Origin of the sequence: Paradesertivirga mongoliensis (genome assembly GCF_024436395.1) — a bacterium.
GTDB classification, from domain to species: domain Bacteria; phylum Bacteroidota; class Bacteroidia; order Sphingobacteriales; family Sphingobacteriaceae; genus Paradesertivirga; species Paradesertivirga mongoliensis.
The window spans coordinates 601886-625223 of sequence record NZ_JAFMZO010000004.1 but is presented as its reverse complement, the minus strand read 5'-3'; the positions used below and the strand labels follow the sequence as shown (position 1 = coordinate 625223).

11 protein-coding genes are annotated in these 23338 nt (G+C 41.5%); 10 read left to right on the top strand and 1 reads right to left on the bottom strand.

Translation table 11 applies throughout. From position 1 onward, the window contains the following. Positions 1–322: 322 nt before the first annotated feature. From J3P43_RS18140 to J3P43_RS18125, 4 genes are all read left to right on the top strand, one after another. The gene (locus tag J3P43_RS18140) at positions 323–3637 is read left to right on the top strand and encodes a SusC/RagA family TonB-linked outer membrane protein (RefSeq protein WP_255905074.1); all 3315 of its coding nucleotides are present in this window, start codon (positions 323–325) and stop codon (positions 3635–3637) included. Between the two features lie 92 nt (positions 3638–3729). Continuing rightward, positions 3730–5796, top strand: a complete 2067-nt coding sequence (locus J3P43_RS18135) for a RagB/SusD family nutrient uptake outer membrane protein (protein ID WP_255905073.1) — start codon at positions 3730–3732, stop codon at positions 5794–5796. 204 nt (positions 5797–6000) lie between these two features. Continuing rightward, on the top strand, positions 6001–7563 hold the full coding sequence (locus J3P43_RS18130; RefSeq protein WP_255905072.1) for a sodium:solute symporter family protein: 1563 nt from the start codon (positions 6001–6003) through the stop codon (positions 7561–7563). Positions 7564–7596: 33 nt separating this feature from the next. Beyond that, positions 7597–8517, top strand: coding sequence for a dihydrodipicolinate synthase family protein (locus tag J3P43_RS18125; protein WP_255905071.1), 921 nt, complete (start codon positions 7597–7599; stop codon positions 8515–8517). A gap of 398 nt (positions 8518–8915) precedes the next feature. Here J3P43_RS18125 and J3P43_RS18120 read toward each other — a convergent pair whose 3' ends face one another. Then, entirely contained in the window at positions 8916–9806 is an 891-nt protein-coding gene (locus tag J3P43_RS18120) for an AraC family transcriptional regulator (RefSeq protein ID WP_255905070.1), read from the bottom strand. Between the two features lie 244 nt (positions 9807–10050). Between J3P43_RS18120 and J3P43_RS18115 the strand changes: the two genes are divergently transcribed. From J3P43_RS18115 to J3P43_RS18090, 6 genes are all read left to right on the top strand, one after another. Continuing rightward, on the top strand, positions 10051–11661 hold the full coding sequence (locus tag J3P43_RS18115; RefSeq protein ID WP_255905069.1) for a fucose isomerase: 1611 nt from the start codon (positions 10051–10053) through the stop codon (positions 11659–11661). An 11-nt stretch (positions 11662–11672) separates the two neighbouring features. Then, positions 11673–12365: a DUF3826 domain-containing protein gene (locus J3P43_RS18110; protein ID WP_255905068.1), complete on the top strand. Its 693-nt coding sequence runs from the start codon at positions 11673–11675 to the stop codon at positions 12363–12365. A 321-nt stretch (positions 12366–12686) separates the two neighbouring features. After that, positions 12687–15908 (top strand): SusC/RagA family TonB-linked outer membrane protein, encoded by a 3222-nt coding sequence (locus J3P43_RS18105; protein ID WP_255905067.1) that lies wholly within the window; start codon positions 12687–12689, stop codon positions 15906–15908. A gap of 10 nt (positions 15909–15918) precedes the next feature. Next, positions 15919–17799: a RagB/SusD family nutrient uptake outer membrane protein gene (locus tag J3P43_RS18100; RefSeq protein ID WP_255905066.1), complete on the top strand. Its 1881-nt coding sequence runs from the start codon at positions 15919–15921 to the stop codon at positions 17797–17799. Between the two features lie 33 nt (positions 17800–17832). Then, the gene (locus J3P43_RS18095; RefSeq protein WP_255905065.1) at positions 17833–19074 is read left to right on the top strand and encodes a hypothetical protein; all 1242 of its coding nucleotides are present in this window, start codon (positions 17833–17835) and stop codon (positions 19072–19074) included. 991 nt (positions 19075–20065) lie between these two features. Further along, positions 20066–23335, top strand: a complete 3270-nt coding sequence (locus tag J3P43_RS18090) for a SusC/RagA family TonB-linked outer membrane protein (RefSeq protein WP_255905064.1) — start codon at positions 20066–20068, stop codon at positions 23333–23335. The last annotated feature ends 3 nt before the right edge of the window (positions 23336–23338 follow it).

Genomic DNA, 23338 nt, shown 5'->3' with positions numbered 1-23338 from the left:
AAAATAGATCGAATTACTTCATTTTTCTAAAAACACATTTAGTGTTTAATGGAGAATTATTGTAAAATATTTTCATCCTGCGATAATTTTATTAACTAATTAAACCAAATGATATGAAACAATCTCTACTATTTTTTATGGCTGTTTTTGCAGGTCTTAAAACAGATTCATACCCCTGAACGCCGAAGGAGCGGTCTGAGCGAACGACAATGATGTTCCGTGGAAACAGGCCAAGCTTAATACACTGGATGGATTTGGCGAACGTGAAGAAACTCTACGACAAATCTTTTTAACTAACCGATTATTAATTAAAAACAAATTCATGGATTTGACATTATCAAAAACCCAGATTATGGGTCACACGCGCCTCCGGATACTTGAAGGGGGCAGCCTCAAAAAAGCGCTGTTAGTTACTAAAATGCTCTCTGTTTTTTTAGTAGCGGGCCCCTTAGAATTATCAGCCAAAGAATTCACGACTGAAAAAATCCGCTCTGTGTCGGCACTCCCCATCAGAGGAACTGTTTATGATGAGAACAACGAGCCCCTGATAGGTGCAAGCATCACAGTGAAAGGCACACGGAACTCCGTGGTTGCAGATGTGAACGGCTCATTTACGATAGATGCTGCCGTTGGCGATGTATTGGTGGTAAGCTTCCTTGGATACCAGGATATGGAGTTAAAGGTAACGGATGCAGGTACTGCCTTGAGTGTTAAACTTCAACCAGGTGATAACTCACTAAACGAAGTAGTGGTGGTGGGCTACGGTACCACGAAAAGGCGCGATCTTACAGGCGCTGTTTCCTCGGTAAAGCCCGAGGAAATTACGGCGAGGCCGGGGCCCAATCCTATAGAGTCATTACAGGGAAGAGTAGCTGGTTTAGATATCTCCCGTTCATCGGGACAACCGGGTGAAGGAGTTAGTATTCAGTTACGTGGCAATAGGTCCATTAAGGCAGACGGAACACCTTTGTTTATTATTAACGGGCTCCCCGGGGATTATGAAACACTAAATCCAAATGATATTGAATCTATCGAGGTGTTAAAAGATGCGTCTTCCACTGCTGTCTACGGTTCGGAGGGAGCCAACGGAGTCATTATTATTACAACAAAAAGCGGAAAAGCCGGAAAATTAAGTATTGATTTTAATTCCTATTATGGTTATAACGGCTTCTCGGTTACCCCGAAGATGCGAACAGGCCAATCTTATTTAGAGGCTAAACGCGATGCGTATAAATATACATACGATGCCACGGCTCAAAAATGGACAACAACCAATGCGCTTTGGAAGTCTCCGACTGATGACGAAGCGATCTTTGGCGCTGCGAGATATGACACGTTCCAGGAGGGGCAGTTTGTCGATTGGGCAGACTTGTTTTTACGCGATCATGCGGGCACACAGAATTATAGTCTGGGTGTTTCAGGTGCGAATGATGTAACTAAAGGATATATTTCGTTCAACGTTACAGATGAAAAGGGTCAGTATACCGGAGATCAGTATAAACTATATTCATCAACTATGCGGATTGACCATAAGATCAGGAAGTGGCTTTCGATTGGAAGTAATCTTCAGGGCTCATATGTAGACAGAGACAGAGCGCAGGACAAACTAGAAAACGCATTGGTTACTGACCCGCTCGTGAGACCCTACAAGGCGGATGGATCGCTCAATCCGGATTTGGGCAACAACGTATACAACCTTCTTCTTAATTATCAGCCCGGTGTGTATGGGAATGTGCAGAATAATACGAGTTTAATGATAAATCCGTATATCGAGATCAGGCCATTAAAAGGTCTAACCTTTTTAACCCGTGCCAGTGCACTGCTTAATTATAACAATACTTATCGCTTTGATGGTATTGGTTCTGTCGCCTATACTTATAATAATTCCAACGTTGCCAGAGCTCAAATCGATCAAAATCGCAGTCAACGATATCGATGGGAAAATATCCTGACCTACAATTTAAATCTGGCTGACAAACACGATCTAACCTTTACCGGTGTTACTTCCTGGTTTCATAGACAATCTACGGGAACCCAAATGAATCAAACAAACATTACATCCAATAATTTCCAATGGTATAATTTCCAAGGTGAGGATAATACAGGCGCTACATCTAATTATCAGATGGAGAAAACTTTAGGATTGATGGGACGCGTAAACTATTCTTTTTTAGGCAAGTACCTTTTTTCGGCTTCCTTGCGCCGAGACGGGGCCTCAGCACTATACAAAGACAACCAATGGGAAAACTTTCCTGCTCTATCTGCAGGCTGGAGAATTTCGGACGAGAACTTTATGGTCGGTACCAAAAATTGGTTGAATAATCTGAAACTTCGTGCAAGTTGGGGTATTACAGGGGCGGCAAGTATTCCTCCGTATAGTTCTGTGCAGACCATGGAGACCAGAGACATGTCTTTGGGTGGGGTAGCCCATCCTATTTTTCGTAATTCACCGTTTATTACTAACGCAGATCTGAGATGGGAGAAATCAAAAAGCACAAACGTGGGTATAGATGCCGGACTATTCAAAAATCGGATAGATTTAGCTCTAGATTATTATAATACAAATACAGATGGGGTTATTTATAACGTTACCTCGCCATCAATTTATGGAACGTATTCACCGGGTGTTTATTATCAAACCAACATTAACGTCGCTGAAACCAATAATAAGGGTATAGAACTTACATTGAACACCCGAAATATAGTTTCCAGAAATTTTGAATGGACTTCCGCCATTGCTTTTGCACGAAACAGAGAGAAAATTGTAAAGTTAACAGGAGGAACAGCTAATAATATTACCCTTAATGTATCGGATGGTGAAAATCGCGCTGCGGGAAACTACTCACTAACAATTGGTGAACCGATAGCTTCTTTCCGTAACTTTAAGTTAGACGGAGTTTGGCAAATAGGCGAAGAGGCTGATGCCGCAGTGTTCAGTAAACGTCCGGGAGATTTGAAAGTAAATGTTCCAGGGATGACCCGCGTTGGGGCCGGTGTTTTTGTGAAACAAGCTGCAGATGGTACAGAAACGTATTATTATACGAATCTTGCCGAGGCTCAGAAGTATAATCCTGCTCTAACAGCTGCCAATTCCAGATACAACGTAGGGAACAATGATTTCCAGATTGTTGGCCATAATACTCCTGACTGGTCGTTGGGTTTCCAAAACAACTTTAAGTACAAGGGCTTTGATTTGGGTGTATATACTTATTTCAGATGGGGGCAAACCATCAACTACACCATGATGGGATGGTATCAGCCAAGCTCATTCGCACTTAATGCGAGTCCATCGAGAACATTTCCAGAACATTTTAACTACTGGACACCAGAAAATCCATCCAACGATTTTCCGGTAATGAACTTCCAGGAAGCGCCTTCAACGATGACTGGATTTTCGGGTCTTAGCTATGTCGACGGCTCGTTCTTTAAAATCAAAAACATTACTCTTGGTTATACTTTGCCCAAAAACATCATTGAAAAAGTATCAATGCAGAGAATGCGTTTGTATGCCACTGTTACCAATCCCTTGGTGGTTGCAAAAAATGATCTGTTAAAGCAGTATGACCCTGAAATGAATGGTGAACTGGATTATCCATTAACTAAACAGGTTGTTGTAGGCTTGAATGTAACATTTTAATAATTAGGTGATAAAGCCGGGGATAGACGAACAACGTGATTTGTATTAAGCCTGTTCGCCGCTCTATGGTAAACCAATAAAAAATTATAAACATGAAAATTAACATAACAACAAAGAGAGTTTTATACAGGTGTGGATTAGGCTTGCTCATCACACTATCTGTACCCTCATGCAAACTGGAGGAGTTTAATCCAGCTGCCGTATCCGAAGAAAATGTATTGAGAGATTATAATGGCTTTAAAGCCTATCAATCCAATATTTATTCAAATCTTTGGGGTTCTCTTATAAATATGCCATACGGTCTTGTTGCTGAGCTTGGTACAGACCTTTGGACATTTCCTGCCAATGGCTCGAGCGTAAAGGAACTGATGGCGTACGAAGAATTTACGAACAATTCTGCGCACGTAAGAAATGTATGGGATTTTGGCTGGGGCGCTATCAATAATTGCAATAAAACGATCCAACTTTCCACTCAGCTAAAGGATGGAAACGCCAATGATATCAAAATCCTGGTAGCAGAAGCGAGGTTGATGAGAGCGTATTACTATTCAGTTTTAGTAACGAATTTTGGAGATATTCCATTAGTTCTGACCGACGATCCCGTTAAGAATTTACGTCCGACACGTGTGAAAGTTCCTGAAATTTATGCTCAAATTGTTACAGATCTAAAAGCTGCGGCGGTAGATCTGCCGGTAACGCCATTTGAAAACAATCCTCAGCGCGTAACCAAGAAAGCTGCGCTCGGTCTTCTTGCCCGTGTGTATGCTCAGGGAGGCGGAGAAGGGTTGACTGAAGAAGGCAAATCGTATTGGCTCCGTGCTAAAGAAGTAGCAGAAGATTTAATTAACAATAAAGCTACCTACGGCGCAATGTTGTATCCCGACTTTGCTCAGGTTTTTGCCGATGCCAACAATAGAAATAATGCTGAGGCTTTATTTACAGCTTATGGATTGAACCCCTATGATCCTTCATATAATGTAGCCACTAGCAACACCAAGCCAAATTATTATCTTCATTTCTATCCTAAGTTCGATGATGCATTCGGAACATCAGATGTTTTCAAAAGAAGCGTAAACTCTAATACCTCAAATGCCTATTATGGACGTTTAAACCAGGCGTTTGTTGCACCTACGAAATATTTGGTCAATTGCTTTAATGCAACATATGATAAACGATGGGAGAATACCTTTGCAACTGCGTTCACAAATTACTCGTCGGAGCAGGCTATCGCGAGTAATGGTGGTGCAAGCAATGCTCCCGCTCCCGCGAGAGTAACTTATAATTCCGCAACAGTTGAACTTACCGAAGCTATGGCTGCCAAATATGGTATCGACCCTTCGCATAAAGGAAAAAAGATATATCCTTATGTAGATGTAAACGCCAAAATGGCGCCCACCTTTGCTACATGGCAATACGTTCCTAAAGTGTGGCCCAAGGGTGTTCATACAGGAGCAATTTCAGCTTTGCAGACTGTTCCAAATGCGAACGTGCATCCTTATCCTCTGGCTCCGGACGAAGATAGATTCTTCGCATATTTGAGCAAAGAACCACTTAGCGCCGCAGACAAACAAGCGCGGGCCTATGTAACGGTGAATATTGATGACTTGTTCGATCCGGCAGATCCAACAGGCGGAACGTACAAAACGAATAATCCAAATAACGGATTAAAGCCATCAGGCCTGGCCACTCTGTTCCCGGCTATGATGAAGTTTAACCACAATTTCGAAGGAGGATGGCTCGGTGGAAACTTCCAGCAAAAACTAGGTAACATCATAGTAATGCGTATGGCAGAAGTTTATCTAATTGCTGCCGAAGCCACTCTGCGTTCAGGCGGAACTGGAGCAGCAGCTGCTGCACATTTAAATGTATTGCGTCAGCGTGCAGTCCGTAATCCTGCAGATTTCAATACCGGAACGGGTATGCAGTTGACTACAGCAACCATGAACGATGTATTTGATGAATATGCACGCGAACTTTGCGGTGAATTTAATCGCTGGGCCTTATTAAAACGTCATAAAGCGTTTGAAACCCGCTTAGCATCTTATAACTCCAGGGCTGCTGCAAGTTTTATTCCTGCCAGACACTACAATAGACCTATTCCGTTTAACTTCCTGAATACTATTCAGAATGCAGATGAATTTGGAAATAATGGTTATTAGAATTTTAAATAGATAAACTCATTCAGAATACAGCTTAGAAAGCAAGTCTTTTGTATGATGATAAAAGCTATAGTGATTCACTATGGCTTTTATCTTTTATGCTTAGCTAAGATCATATAAAACCTGGAGAAAATGCTATAGGAAATGGCCGCCGATGCGATGGATATTTGAATTAACCTTTTTATTAAAGCCTACAACTTATTAATGAACAGCCTTCCGCTTTTTGATCTTGCAGTAATCGTAGTATACCTTCTGGCCATGGTGCTGGTTGGGTTCTATTTTTCGCGGACAAATAAAGATTCCGAACAATTCACCACAGCTTCAGGTACGATTCCCGGTTGGGCTATCGGAATGTCTATTTACGCAACCTTCCTTAGCAGTAATACTTTTCTGGGGGTTCCCGGTAAGGCATTCGGATCTAACTGGAATGCGTTTGTTTTTAGCATTTCAATGCCATTAGCTGCCTGGGTGGCTTCGAGATATTTCGTGCCCTTTTATAGGAGTACCGGCGAAATTTCTGCTTATACACATCTTGAGCATCGTTTTGGTGCCTGGGCTCGTACCTATGCCGTTGTTTGTTTCTTACTTACTCAGCTCGCCCGTATGGGATCTATCTTCTTCGGCATCGCATTGAGTCTTCAGGCCCTAACCGGATACTCTATGCAAATGATTATGATTGTTATGGGCATCGTAATTATTATCTACACCGTGATGGGTGGCATTGAGGCGGTAATATGGACAGAGGTGGTACAGGCCGTTGTAAAAACGTTTGGCGCCGTATTGATTCTCTATCTCATCATTACAGAAATGCCGGGAGGTGTTCCCAAAATCATTGAGATAGGGCTTGAGCAGGATAAATTTAGTTTGGGAAGTTTTCTGCCTGACTTCACGCAAGCATCTTTTTGGGTGGTGCTTCTGTACGGATTTTTTATTAACCTGAATAATTTTGGTATGGATCAGAACTATATTCAGCGCTATCACACCGCATCCTCCGAAAAAGCAGCTGCGAAATCGATCTGGCTCTGTGTGTGGTTGTACGTTCCAGCCTCTTTGCTGTTTTTTATTATAGGCTCTTGTTTGTTCGCTTATTATCAGGTTAATCCGGAACTTATTGAGACTATAAAGCAGCAAGTTGCCGTGGAGAGGGCAGGAGTGGGCGCCTCTGCGACCGAAGTTGCAGCCATGGCCACGTCTTTACAACCCGCAGATTATGGAGATAAGGTAATGCCGCACTTTATGGTGACTAAAATTCCAGCAGGTTTGGTGGGACTGATAGTCTCGGCAATATTATCTGCAGCAATGAGTACGATTAGTTCGGGAATGAACGCCTCTGCTACGGTATTTTCAGTGGATATCTATAAACGATACTTTAAGCCCGGAATTAATGAGAAGCAAACTTTGAGGTTATTACATGTGGCAACCGTTGTTTTCGGCCTCCTGGGCTTAATTGCAGGAATTGCCATGATCGGAGTAAAGAGTATCCTCGACGTATGGTGGGAGTTATCCGGAATTTTCGCAGCAGGTATGCTAGGCTTGTTCCTTCTTGGGATTATCAGCCGACAGGCTAAAAACCACGAAGCATTAACCGCTACCATTATCGGTATTCTCGTAATTCTGTGGATGACATTTTCACATCTTATCCCAAGCGATTATGAGTTTCTGAGAAGTCCGCTTCATAAAAACATGATCATTGTGGTAGGAACACTTACAATCTTTTTAGTTGGGATCTTTCTTACACGACTGCGAAAGTCGTCGGCAACGGCTTAACAACATTTATTCAGACATTAACACTTTTTTATAATGACAACTACACAAAAAGGATTCATTCCAGTAATGCTCACTCCTTTTAACGATAATGGAAGCATTGATTTTGATACGTTAACAAGTTTAACAGAACTTTATTTAAAAGCCGGAGCAAAAGGACTGTTTGCCAATTGCCTTTCCAGTGAGATGTTCGAGCTGAGCGCTGATGAGCGGATCGCTATTATAAAACATGTGATTAAGGTTACTGACGGAACCGTGCCCGTGGTTGCTACCGGTACTTTCGGCGGACCGATCAAAGAACAGGCCGATTTTGTTAATAAGGTGCATGATACCGGGACAGCCGCTGTAATACTTCTAAACAGCTCGCTGGCAGAGCAGGATGAACCGGATGAGGTTTTTAACGAACGGGTTTTCGAACTGCTTGAACGTACCCCAAACGTCCCGGTAGGTTTTTACGAATGTCCGGTGCCATACAAAAGACTTTTGTCGCCACAGCAATTAAAAACCTTTGTTGCAACAGGCCGAGTGATTTACCATAAAGACACCTGCCTGGATATAAACCAGATCAGAGAGAAGCTCGCTGTAACCGAAGGTACCCCGAACTTTGGATTATACGATGCTTATATGGCGCACGCGGTGGAAACCTTAAAGGCAGGTTCGGCCGGATTATCTTGTATTCAGGGGAACTATTTTCCCGAGTTGATAGTCTGGTTATGCGACAATTACAATAATCCCCAATTACAGGGAGAAGTGGATAGGGTGCAGGCTTTTTTGATCGACAAAATGGATGTGATGCATAATGTGTATCCCATTGTTTCAAAATATTTTCTTCAAAAAAGAGGATTAAACATAGACACGTTCACCCGTCGTAATGTGGGCCTTTTTACTTCCGATCTGAAGTTACAAATTGATACGCTCTACCGCGATTATGAGGAAATTAAGACGGTGATGGGATAGATGCTTGATCCGGTTAGTCATCGGATGACTGATGTTGATTTCTGTAGATCGATAATCGTGTAAGTCATCCGACAACTAATCCAGGGTACAATGCTGTAAAACTTCGCTTAATCCATCGGATGAAATTGATAAATCGACCTATTCATCCGATGATCGAAGATAATTTTCGAGTTGATGATTGCTTCGAGTATTGGTTCCGGAATGGCGGGAATGGATGTTTTTAGCCGAGATTTAAGCGAAAAGCAGGTTTATGCCCGAATGCAGATTTTGTAGTATTGCTTTCGTAAGGTCAAGGTAAGGTGAAGCTAAGGTCAAGGTAAGGTCAAGGGGTGTGTGTCTCGTCATCGGATGAAATTGACAAAGGGGCCTATTCATCCGATGACAATAAATAGCAACAGCTAGGCAACATTCTGCTTAGACTTATTAAGATACTTTCTCTTATACTCCAAAGGAGTAATACCTGTAACTTTCTTAAAATGCCTGTAGAAGTTGGAAACGTTATTAAATCCGCAGTCGAAGCAAATTACCTCGGTTGGTAATTTATCTTCCACCAAGGCCCGGCATGCATGACTGATGCGTATTTCGATCAGGAAGTCGTAATACGTTTTCTTTGTCATCAATTTAAAATAGCGGCAAAAAGAGGTTACGCTCAAGTTACTGATCGAAGAGATCTCTTCCAGCGTAATATCCTTCTTATAATTAGTAAGAGTGTAATTACAAACCTTGTTCAATCTTATAGTATCGGTTTCGTTCGACTGGTAGAAGGTGCTTTGTCCGGAAACTATGGTTTTATATTCATCAGTTTCGGCAAGCGTTTTTAAGATCTTAAGTAAAACGATAATCTTGTCGAGATTGGTAGCGCTTAACGCCTCCCTCATTAACCCTGCAAGCTTTTGTCTGGTTTTACCGGTAATCGCCATCCCGCTTTTAGCGGCTTCAAATAGCTTCGGTAAATGATAGGCTTCGGGCAGGTTCAGTAAATATTTTCCCAGACAATCGGGGAGGAAGTGGATTACAATTACCTCAATCTCATGGTCGGGACTATTTTGGAAATACTCCTCGGTACACCTCCAGGTATGAGGCAGGTTTTCACCTATTAAAACAAGGTCGCCAGGCGAAAAGTTGCTGATATTATTTCCAATAAACCTAAGGCCTTCGCCCTTGATCACGTAATGCAGTTCAAGCTCCGGATGATAATGCCAGATTCCAACGAAGTTGGGCTTAATATCATGCCGGATACTAAAAGAACTTTCAAGCTTTACAGGAACTTTATGAAAAAGTGGCTTCATGCTGCTTACAAATTAGGTTCAACCTGTGTTTAATATATATGAACTTTAAATATAGAAATATATTTCAATGCAATGGTAACATCCTACACTAAATAGATAAAAATCAGCAAAATTTAAGTCCCTCTATTCTACACATTTGTATTGTTAGCGTTAGCGAAAAAGCTGATTATAAACATATATCATTCTCATCATTACGCATCAGTAACGATGAAATTGTTACAATTAATTATTCTATTCAAATCATATGAGCGAAAAAAACGAGATTTTAATTGTCGCAAGCGGAGATCTTAGGCTTTCGGCTAATCAAAGCTGCTGGGCTGCGCAGGAAGAAATGGAGAATTTGCTAAGGGCCGCCATCGAAAAGCAAGGCCGGACGGTAAGGCGAGCACATTTGTATGATAATGCAAAAAAGCACGGCTTTATTGATTCGCAGAAAATGGGAATGGAGGTGTTTCGTGGCATCGATAAAAAACAACCTCTGATTGTAGCGGAAAGCGTATGGCAATATTCTCACCATGTGCTGGCGGGTTTATTTACTCATGAAGGTCCGATTTTAACAGTTGCTAACTGGAGCGGGCAGTGGCCGGGTTTGGTAGGGATGCTGAACCTAAACGGGTGTCTTACAAAAGCAAATGTAAAATACAGTACGCTTTGGAGTGAAGATTTTAAGGATCAGTTTTTTGCGAAAGGATTGAAAGAATGGATAGAAACAGGTACAATCAAGCATGATCTTAGCCATGTAAAAAGCAATGCATTATCTGCTATACCCGCCGAAGACAACCAGACAGGCCGTGCTTTCGCCGCCCGTTTAAAAAGCGACAAAGCAATAATGGGTGTATTTGACGAAGGTTGTATGGGTATGTACAATGCCATCATACCTGACGAGCTCTTGCACCAGACCGGAATTTTTAAAGAACGTTTGAGTCAGTCTTCTCTTTATGCGGCGATGCGCAACGTGAGTAACGAAGACGCGCGCGCCGTTCTGGATTGGCTTTTCAGCAAGGGAATGACCTTTAATTGGGGGAGTGATCCGGAAACGGAATTAACGGAAGAACAAACGCTCGAACAATGCAAAATGTACATAGCGGCAGTTCGCATTGCCGACGAGTTTGGCTGCGATACTATCGGTATTCAGTATCAGCAAGGCTTGAAGGATCTTACCGTAGCCAGCGATCTGGTGGAAGGTTTGTTGAATAATCAGGACAGGCCTCCGGTGTTTTCGGCAGATGGAAGAGAATTATATCCCGGACAGGCGCTGCCACATTTTAACGAAGTGGATGAGTGCGCAGGCCTGGACGCCTTACTTACTTATCATCTATGGAAAGAACTTGGTTTGCCGGGCGAAAACACGTTGCATGATATTCGCTGGGGCGAAAACTTTAATATCGCCGGCAAGGACGAATTTGTATGGGTTTTCCTCATTTCGGGGGCAGCTCCACCTGCACATTTTATTGGCGGATACAAAGGGGCATCAAGCGACAGGCAGCCGCCAATGTATTTCAGATTGGGCGGCGGTACGTTAAAAGGAATAAGCAAGCCTGGTTATATTGTTTGGAGCAGAGTTTACGTTCAAGATAATACACTTCATTGCGATTTAGGTGTGGGAGAGGTGGTTTCACTTCCTGAAGAGGAAACCCGGAGAAGATGGGAAGGAACAACACAGCAATGGCCAATTATGCATGCAGTTTTAAAAGGAGTAAGCCGGAATCAGCTGATGGCAAAACACAAAGCAAACCATATTCATGTGGTGTATGCTGTTGACGAGGCATCTGCACATCGCGCTTGCCGGATTAAAGCAGCAGCCATGTCTGAACTGGGATTGCAGGTTCACTTCTGTGGAGACGTACAATTTTAAATTAATATCATATGAATCAATTAGTTAAAAGAATTACAATCCTGAGTATTGTGGTAATGACCTGGGGTACGTCTGTATTTTCGCAGGAGACGGCTACTGCTGCCGAGAAAGAAGCAGCCTATACTAAAGTGATCACCGAGCGTGCTGATAAAATAGTTCAAGCTTTAAGCATCTCGGATCAGAAAAAAGCGCTTAAAGTACGTGATATCATCGCCGGGCAGTACAGAGGATTGAATAATATTCATGAAGCCCGGAAGGCTTCAGTTAAATCTGCCAAGGAGATTAATAAAGAAAACAGGGCGTTAGCAGATTCCGCTGTAAAAAAGATTGAAGAGGAGGAGAAATTGCAACTCAGTAAGCTTCACACCGCTTATTTAAAAAGCCTTTCTGCAGAACTTAATCCTCAACAAGTTGAAGCGGTTAAGGATGGGATGACTTACCGTGTTCTGCCTATCACCTACAATGGTTACTTGCAAATGTTGCCCAACCTGACAGAAGATCAAAAAAAGCAAATCTTAGCATATCTTACCGAAGCGAGAGAGTTTGCCATGGATGCTGAGTCGTCTGAAAAAAAACATGGATGGTTTGGCAAGTATAAGGGTAAAATCAATAATTATTTGTCTGCTGCGGGTATAAATATGAAACAGGCGAGTATCGACTGGCAAAACAGGATAAAGCAGGAAGAGGCTAAAAAGAAGATGTAACGAGGCCCCGCTTAAGTGTAATTTCGACACTTGGCGGGAATGCTAACATCCTACAATATCTGGAAAAAATGCTATATAAAGCGGTGTGGGTTATGTAATAAATTTATACCAACTAAACCAATAGAACTTTTACAATTTTCAAGGCTTCGCATAAATGATGAGTATATCAGGTAAACCTGTTTGCGGCTATTTAATATATAAACTAAACTAAAGTCTGGGATGAAAAAGTAATTAACGCTCGGGGCCATGTGTAGTCATGCAGCCCAAACCTGTTTAACAGGTCTCGATTTGTCTAATGATAATTTTTAACGATCAACAATTATGAATTTATTTTTACAAACGCAGTATTATTTAAGCCGGGGGAACAAGATGAGCCTTGCTTTACTAATTGCGGCTTTTTTAACCGGAACGGCCAACGCCGAAACACACAATACCGGTTTAACCTCATCTATTAAGAAAAACCTGGAAAATGTAACGGGAACGGTGAAGGATGCAAAGGGAGAACCTTTGCCGGGCGTATCAGTTTTAATTAAGGGAACAAAAACCGCAACAGTTACGGATGTTGAAGGAAGATTTAGAATTAATCTGCCTACGGGAAATGAAACTTTGGTTTTTACGTATCTGGGGTTTGAAACCCGCGAGATTGCAATGTCGGGACGTACCACCATTGATGTTACCTTGAATGAAAGTACAGCAATGTTGGATCAGGTGGTTGTAACGGGTTATGGTACCAAGAAACGTTCTGAAATAGTAGGAGCGATTGCTACGGTAACGGGCGAGGAATTGATGGATATTCCTGCTCCAAACCTGGCGGGCGCCATGAGAAACCGGATTGCAGGGGTAGGGGTTAGCCAGGTTTCAGGTAGACCGGGAGCACCTATTACCTTAAATATAAGGAATGCATCGAGAAGTGACATTGCGGGACAGTTGGGTGCAACTACCGAACCTCTTTACGTGGTTGATGGTATTACCATTACTAGGGAGGAGTTCGATAATATAGACGCTTCAATGATTGAAAACATGTCTATTTTAAAGGATGCTTCTGCCTCAATTTATGGTGCGGCCGGAGCAAAAGGTGTAGTACTCATAACCACGAAAAGAGGGAAATCCGGAAAACCAAGCATTAGTTATAACGGATATGCTGGTATTTCAGACGCTGCCAGTACTCCCGAGATGCTTTCCGGATACGAACATGCGCTTTTGCTGAACGACACGTATCGGTTAAGAAATGAGGAAACCTCAAAGTTTTTTTCTCCTCAGGATTTAGAGTATATAAGGGGATTAAACAATAAAAGCTGGTTCGACCAATTATGGAAACCTGCTGCTACCCAAAGACATAATCTGAGTGTGTCGGGTGGAACTGAGAAACTTACATTTTTTGCCGGAGGCAGCTATCAAAACGAAAATGCGAACTGGGAGGGGATGAAATTTGATAAATATTCTTTCAGAAGTGGTGCAACAGCAACTATAACTGAAGGACTGAAAGCAGATATTGGTTTTAATGTTGATCAGAATGTAAGGACTGCCAAGCATAATTTAACGAACGAAGATCAGGTATTCTTCGAGAGAATTATTTCTGTTCCTAGCTGGGTTCCGATGTCTATTGACGGGCAGCTTGTAAACTATAATGGTAGTAATCCACGAGGCCTTTTAGAATCAGGCTATTTCAATGATCGTAAATCTCGTGGCTACCGTATTAACGCCAGCTTAAGCTATGAGCCGCAATTTCTTAAAGGCTTAACTGCAAAGTTGCAGGTCTCGCAGGGAAGTAACAGCACCAATAGTCGCAGTTATGATGCACCTTACAATCTGTACAACTTTGAAAGGATGGGAAATAATAATGAATTATTTTCAAATACTCCTCTTTTATCAAGTGATCCTGATAATGCTGGGGTTCAGGTTCCGTTCAGCCGAATCAGACGGGCTAACGATGCACAACTTTCACCAACATTGTCTGAGTTCAACAGTTACCAGGCCTTCTTTACACTTCAGTACGCAAAGACACTTGGACTGCATAGCTTCAATGTTTTAGTTGGTGGCGAGCAAAGCGAGGCTAATGATGAAACCTTAGGTGCGGTCTGGGCGAACCAATTAATCCCCGGTGGCGAGGAATTTTGGGCTTTCGACGCAAATCGGTTAACCAGAGGGCAGGTGAGCAGGGGAGAAAGCACAAAAAGATCTTTCTTCGGACGCTTTAGCTATGATATAGATAAAAAGTATCTAATTGAAGGTGTTGCCCGTTTAGATGCTTCATCAAACTTCGCTTTAGGCAATCGTTGGGGCCTGTCTCCAAGTTTGGGGCTTGGATGGGTGGTTAGCAGGGAAAACTTCTTTAAGGATAATGTAGATTTTGTTAACTTTTTAAAGCTTAAAGTTAATTACGGTATTGCGGGCGACGATCGCGTAGCGGCGAGATTATGGCAGGACCGATACATTATTGATACAAACAACGGTTATCTCTACGGGAACAACAACGGAAATTCGTTAATACCTAGTGTCTTTCCTAATCCCGAGATTACCTGGGAAAAGAAAAGAACCTTTAACGCCGGGTTAGAAGCAACAATGTTTAATAATAAGCTTGATTTAGGAGTGGAAGTATTCCAAAACTACACCTATGATGGACTCGACAGGGGGGCTAACAATCTGTATCCTTTGTATTTAGGAATCGATGCTCCGGTAGTAAATTACAGAGAAGTTTATAATTGGGGCTCTGAGTTCACAATTGGATACAAAGCGAAGATTGCGCGCGAAGTAAGCTTAAACGCAAGTATAAATTTTGGCTATGGCAATTCTGTGGTGGAAAGAACTATTTATGCGCCTGGAGACTTTCTCGAAACGAATTTGGCCGATGGCCTGGCCACCTCTTTTGGAACTGACCCTAGAAAATATAATCAGAGTAACATTGGGTTAATCTATCAAGGGACGTTCAGAACCCAGGCAGAGGTTGATGCCTTTATGGAAAAGAATCCTAATTATCGTTTGTATAACCAGATTCCGCAACCCGGATTTCAGTATTTTGAAGATACAAATGAAGATGGGATTATTAACGACTGGGACATGGTTCCGATGTACAACAACACCAATGCGGTCTTTAATTCTGGTATAAACTTAGGATTAGGTTATAAAAGCTTTAACTTAAGTACCAACATCTTTGCCAGAATAGGCGGAAAAGTATTTTACGATGGTCGCGCCAGAATTGCACCATCAACGACCAGAAATATTTTATCAATATGGGAAGACCGCTGGAGCCCGGAAAACCCGGATGGTAGGTTCCCAAGGTTTGATCAACCATCTTTAACGCGCAACTCAACGTTTTGGGCTGTTGATGGTACAACTGTAAGAATAAATAATCTCACCTTGAGTTATAAAGTTCCAGCTAAGTATGCCGGTAAGTTAGGATTAGGAGGTGCAAGAGTGTTGGCTACCGGTAATAACTTGTGGACTATCGTAAATCCACTTCCGTATAAAGATCCTTATACGTCGAGTGCTTATGATTACCCTATACTGAGAACTATTTCTTTAGGATTAAGTGTGAATCTATAATTTATTAGACATGAAAATTTACTCAAATAATATATTAAAAAAGGCGATTCTTGCCGTTACAATTGCTTGCAGTGTTTCTGCTTGTAAAGTAAATGATGATGAGTTTTTTGAACTCCCTGATAGAGGTGGAATAGATGCTGCTTCGTTGTTTGATGCGGAAGGATCTGTACAATTACATATAAACAGAGTGTATGACAACGTTATCCCTCAGTTTATTTATCAGGACAATGTCAGCTCGACCATGTCAGGTAGGTATGGTATACACCTGGCTAGTGATGAAAACATATTTCCCGCAGCAGACCAGTGGGCAAGGACTGCTCTTGGACTGCAGAGTGCTTTGATTAATCACGATGTGCGGTTCGCCGGTAATACTTACAACCACGCTTCGGGAGGTAATAAATATTTTGACATTGCAAAATGCAATGCTGCAATAAAATATATTCCTGGAGGGAAGATGTCTGATGCAAAGAAAAAGGAGTTTCTGGGTCAGTACCACGCGTTGCGGGCTATGACTTATTTTGAGTTGGCCAAAGTGTATGGCGGTGTTCCATTGACCTTAGAACCGATAGACCCTCAAAATATCAATGTGAAAGGCAGAGCGAGTGCAAGACAAATATTTGATGTTGTTTTGTCGGACATTAACAAATCGATAGAGTATTTGGAAGGAGTTCAGTGGCAAGATGCAAATGGCAGAGGTAAGATAGACAAGCTTATCGCCACTTGTATAAAAGCTGAAGTTCTGATGTATTGGGCCAGCCCTCAATTTAACCCGGGTAATGATGAAAGCCGTTGGATTACCGCTCGAGATGCAAATAAAGTTGCTTATGAATTAGCTTATAATACCCATGGTAAGAGGCTATTGCCCAACTATGCCGATATCTTTAGATTAGAAGGCACAGAAAATACTGAGGCGATTTTAGTAAGAACTTATTCCAGTACGCTAGAGCGAAGAGGCCATGACGGTGAGTACCGTGCAAGACCAGCAAGTGCGCAGGGCGGCGCGCATCAGGGCTTCCAGGCAAGCACCAGGTTATTAGATGCCTATCCAATGAAGGATGGTAATCCAATTGGATCAACTGCCAGTGCTTATACTTATGATCCGGTGATGTTCTGGCAGAATCGCGACCCGAGATTCGAAGCCACTATCGCTTATAATGGAAGTACCTGGCCATTAGATGGTGATCTGAATAGAAAGCAATGGACTTATAATACTGCTATCAATGAATCAAATTTAAGAGGAGTTTACAGTAAGAGGTTTACATCAATTGCTCCGCCAACATCCGTCAGATACCAGAGCAACTTAGGCGGAAATGGTATGGACTGGATTGAGATACGGTTAGCAGAAGTGATGTTGAACTATGCGGAATGTGCTAATGAAACTGGAGACCTTGCAACTGCCAAGGATATGGTTAGGGAAATCAGAAAGCGCGCAAAAATAGAGCAAGGTACAGGAACGAATGACTACGGCTTAGGATCAATAACTAGTGAAGGTCAAATGCGTGATTTGATCTTGAACGAACGTATGATTGAATTCGCATTCGAAAACAAACGAAATTCTGATTTAAGAAGAACACGCAGAATGCACCTGCTTACCGGAAATATGGAGACTATCGAGGTTTTGCTACGCAATGGCAATACTACAAAGAATATTCTGGAAGCTAAGGATGCAAATGGTGTTATGTTTAGAGATAAAATTAACATCAACGATAAAGCAACTTACTTACAGTATTTTCAGCAAGCAAGGGTTATATCCCCAGGAAATTATCAGCCCTATAACATTCCCGAATTTCATTATTTCTATACTTTCCATAATGATTTCGTCAACTCGGGAATCGATATTCAACCAACCATAGGTTGGGCTGGTGGTACTTTTGATCCGCTAGCAGATTAGTGAACAGAATACAAATGTTTTTAAAATATAGACATGAAAAATAAAAAAAATAAGTTGTTGAGTTTGCTTTTTCTGACTACGATAACAATCTATTCCTGTAAAAAGGATTCGGAAAATATATTTAATATGTTTGACGAAGTTGACGTGGTTTACACATCAGCTTTAAATAGCGATGAAATATTGCTGGACTTTGAGATTAGTACACCTACAAGTAATCCTACACTTAATCAGATGTATACAATAAATATATCTGAAACAGGCAGTACCACTCCCGTAATTACCAGAACTAACACAGCTGCTGAAAGAAATAAGTATGTGGCGACTATCAAAGTGAAAAAAGGTAGTCCTCAGAGTACCTACGAAGTTTGGGCTACTAACGCGAGCGGAGCTAAAATTGCCGCAGCTACTGTTCTGTATCATGGCAATCCGTTGGTTGACCCCAAGCTTGTTTCAGATTACACCAATGTAAATGATGGCGAAACCGTGTATATTGATTATTCAATTACATCAAGCAATGAAGACATGCACAGTGTTGTTGTTGAAAAAGTTGCCGGTTCAAGTAGTGGTAACCCTGAACGTACTGCGACGGTAGTTTCAGATGAATCAGAAAGAAGGAGTTATTCCAGAACTTTAAAACTAACGATGCAGAGGGACGGAAAAAGCACTTACCGGGTATATGCTTTAAACGAAAAAGGGCATTACATTGGCGATGGCTATAAGGAAGTAACGATAGAAGTAAATCCTAGTTATAAAGTAATTGCGAGCAGGAGAGTATATGCTCCTGATACTCTTACTAAGGTTAATCCTTCATTCTACTCGATTAGCAAGGGTACTTCATTTAGCTACACAGAAGGGCAGGCGAATTCTGCTGATATAGATTTTGGAATTTGGAGAACACCAGATCCCAGACCGGCGCATGCGGGAAGGTATATTTATAATTATTACTCTCTTAGTGCCACAACTAATCCTTTCCCAACCTACGATATCAGCGCATGGACGAAGAGGGCAACGGTATTTAGTGCACCGGTGACAGGTGGAACTAACACATTCCTTTACACATTAGTTTCTGGAAGTGTAATTGAGGAACAGGCAAAAGCAAGGACGCTTAATGTTACTTCTACGAATTTTACTACCTGGCAGGCTGGTTTGGCGGCAGGCAATGTTGTTTACTTTAAAACTCCTGAAGGCAAGTATGGGGCATTTTTGGTGAACGGGGTGGCTTCAGATTATGAAAACAAAGCTTACGTTAGTATTGATGTTAAGATTCAGAATTAATCGTATCTGAATATATTTAGTAAGAGGCCTGATATCTTTCAGGCCTCTTTTTTATTTACCGATTATAAGGTGTCGAAGCGATTCGATTATAGTTTTTGGACTTTTATAGTTTTTATTTCTACGCCCAGTGTCGCCGAACGTTTTTGAGTCGCTCGTTGTCAGACTTCAACCGGTTGGAAGGTTATTATCTATGTACATCGACAATAATACCGCGGAATAGGAGGATCTAGTGCCGTTACTAATAAATAACCTGGCGATGTCTAAACTGGTTTGCGATTGTTGCACTTTCTTAGAATCATTATCTGATTCGCCCCCTTTCAACCCCTTCAAAAAGATACCAAATCTTAACGCGATTTTTAGCGGTCTAACATTTTCAAATTGACGACTTTTTTCTTGGTACTGGTAATATTATAGCTCACTTAGTTGAAAGCTACAGGGCATCATTTATTTTTTGAAAAAAATATTATAATATCTTACCATTTTATTTGACTAGCTAAATCACAAAAATTACTAACTCCACGAATATTATCTTGTAGAAATCTCGATGTGAGTACTCGAAATTGTCAAAGGTGATTTTTTTTATAAAATCTTAATAATCAAATTTTAAGCTAATTTTAAGTTTATTTTAAGCTAATTTTAATCTCTTTTACACGTCTCACTTTATCGTCGTTTTTAAATTTAGTCGCATTGCTCTATTGGATTTATCGTCATTTTCTAATTGGTAAGATCATACAATCTTTGGAAAAAATGCTATATAATCCGCGACGGTTTTCAGGATACATTTGATATACCGTTTTAAACCAATAATCAGCTTTATAAGCGATGAGTTATTCAAATAAGTAAGGGGCGCAGGCAATACCTTACTTACAACGAATTCAGATAAAAAATCGGGAGAAAGTAACACATCAGGAATCATTATCTGACAGATTATCTGCTCCGATCAGTAACCGATAAATGCTAAAAAACACTAACAATTTAATGACTTCGTAATATGAACTTTTCAAAAACGCAGTATTATTTGAGTAGGGGCTCGAGGATAGCCTGCACTCCTTTATTAATAGCGATTTTTCTATCAGGAACTTCCCAGGCCGAGACGTCCAGCAAAATCGGGGTTACGCTCGGCGCAGAACTAAAAGACGCATTAAGGGACAACATCACCGGAAAGGTTACAGACAGCCAGGGTGAACCCCTGCCAGGCGTAACTGTGAAGATCAAAGGAACAACTACGGCGACTGTAACCGATGTTGAGGGTGTGTTCCGTTTGAACCTGCCTACCGGAAATGAAACATTGGTGTTTAGCTACCTCGGATTTCAGACTATGGAAGTGGCAGTTAAGGGGCAAACATCTTTTGATGTCAAACTTAAAGAAGATGTTACTGCTTTAAGCCAGGTTATCATAACGGGGTATGGCGGTACTACAACAAAGGGAGCGTCGACAGGAGCGATCGATAATTTGGACGCTGCAGAAATCGAAGATCTGCCTTTAGGGAATCTGGGTGCAGCTTTAGCGAGCCGGATGTTGGGGCTCTCTGTATCTGGAGGCACTTCGCGTCCAGGTTCTACAGCGCAGTTAACAATTAGAAACCCCTTAACCTTGTCAAAGGATGGAAGTAATTCTCCCTTATATATTATAGATGATGTAATCCAGGTAGACGCACAAGGCGTTCCTGACAACACTCTTTTTAATAATCTTGACCCATCGGAAGTTGAAAGTATTTCAATTTTGAAGGATGCCGCCGCTGCGATTTACGGTTCTCGTGCTGCAAACGGTGCCGTTATTGTTCAAACTAAACGCGGAAAGATAGGTAAGCCGCGAGTAAGTTATAGCAGTTCGTTCGCTATAAATGATGAAGCATACCGAACTAAAATGCTGACAGGCTATGAGTTTGCTCAATATATGAATATCAGAAATGGAGCATATGGTTCTAATAGGATTGCAAGCAGTCCTGGCGATGTTAAATACGTTTTTACAGCAGAAGAATTAGAGCATTATAAAAACAATAATTACGATTGGTTGGACGATGCATGGACCTCTGCTTCGAATATGCGGCATACTTTTAATGTAAGCGGCGGAGCAGATAAATCTACCTATTTTGCCAACATCGCTTATTATACACAAGATGGTAACCTGGGTAGTCTCGATTACAATAAGTGGACCTTCAGAGCAGGCGCAGATGTAAATGTTCTCTCGAACTTAAAAGCCGGATTGCAAGTGTCTGGTACTTTCGACGGACTTACCAAAACATTCAATAAAATCGGTGGTGAGCAGGAAGAGAATGATTACAGAAACCTGCTTCGTGCACCACAGTATATTCCTTACTATGTGGACGGATTACCGGTAAAACTTCCGGGAACCGATGCTCTTTCACGATATAATTATTATGCAATTACTGATCTGAATAACCTGGCAACCGGTGATGATAGAACTACTACCTTTAATTTATATGCCGAATACGAACTGCCTTTTATTAAAGGGTTGAAAGCCCGGGCATCGTACGCCAGGAACATAGGTTCGTCAAGGGGAACCCAAACCGGAACCTGGTTTGACGTGTATGATTATGGAACTGCGCATATTATCGATTCAAATACTCCTCGCAGTAAAAAGTCTTATGAGAATGGAAATCGTTTGTACTTTTCAAACAGACATTTTTTATCATACCAGGCAAATTTGTCGGCAAATTATACGCGCCAGTTTGGCCAGCACAATGTAAGCGGCTTTTTTACAGTAGAGCGATCTGAAGCCGAATCGTCTCAGGAGGATGTATGGCGGTATGACCCGACCTTAACAACAAACGGGCAACTTAACACCGCTTTTGGCGAATACGAAGGAAAAAGTGCCGGAAATGAGTCAGGTACCCTTGGTTATGTAGGTCGTGCTCATTACGATTTTGCAAATAAATATCTAGCCGATTTAGTATTCAGAAGTGACGCATCGACCAAATTTGCACCAGAAAACTATTGGGGAAGGTTTTACTCCGCTGCTCTAGGTTGGGTAGTTTCAGAAGAAAGCTTTTTCAAGGTACCTGCTGTTGATTTCCTTAAGCTGAGATACTCGGTTGGTTTACTGGGAAGAGATGATACTAAGCCATGGTTATGGAGACAGCGTTACAGTTACCAGCAAGGAAAAGGTGGCGTATTTGGCGATGACGACAGCAATCCAGCTAGTATAGGTATGAAAATGGAGGCGTCACCAAATCGTGATGCTACCTGGAGTGATGAATTCAAGCAAAATCTTGGACTCGACGCACGTTTTTTAAACTCAAGACTTTCGACTACTATAGAAGCTTTTTATAATAAAGGAACCAATATGCTAATAGAAAGAACTGCAAATGTTCCTGTTACAGTTGGTGGTAGTGTGGCCTCTGTAAATTTTGGAGCCGTAGATTTTTTCGGTTATGAGATTGGTTTAGGCTGGAATGATAATATCGGAAAGGATTTCAGATACGGAATCGACACTCGTTTCTCCTGGTATGATAATAAACAAACTAAAGGAAATTTCAACGATAACGATGCAGCATATCCATGGAGAGCCCAACCTGGAAAGTCAACAGATATAGGCCAATGGGGTTACGACTATTTAGGAATGTTCCGTTCCCAAGCAGAGATTGATGCGTACGTACAACAATACAATATTACTGAGGTGCATGATGTAGAGGCTGATAATTTAAAGCCTGGAATGCTATATTATAGAGATGTAAGAGGTCCTTTGCAGTCGGATGGTACATTTGCGCCAGCTGACGGTATCATTGACGACAATGATCAGGTTTTATTGGCAAAAAGAGCCGACAACCATTATGGATTCGGCATTACGCTCAGATTTGGGTATAAAGGTTTTAGTTTCGACAGTGCAATAGGTGGTTCTTTTGGTGGTTGGTCTGAAATTGACTCGAGAAAGCCCTTGAACCAGGATATCAGCCGAATTTACCAAAGCGTTCCCGCTTATTGGAACGATATTTATGATCCGGAATTAAATCCGAACGGAAAATATCCAAATCCTCACAACGAAGATATCAGTCTTGAGCCTACTTCAGAATTTTGGAGGGTATCCTCATTTAGAATGAGGATGAGAAACTTCAACCTAAATTACAGTTTACCCAAAAAGATATCAGACAAGTTGCATGTAAAGAATGCCCGGGTTGTGTTTACTGGTGTAAATCCGATAAACTTTTATAACCCCTTCGACTACAAAGATTCTGAAGGTAGCTGGGATGCATTCCCTGCTTTGAGAACATTTTCTTTAGGCATTAATCTTTCACTATAGATT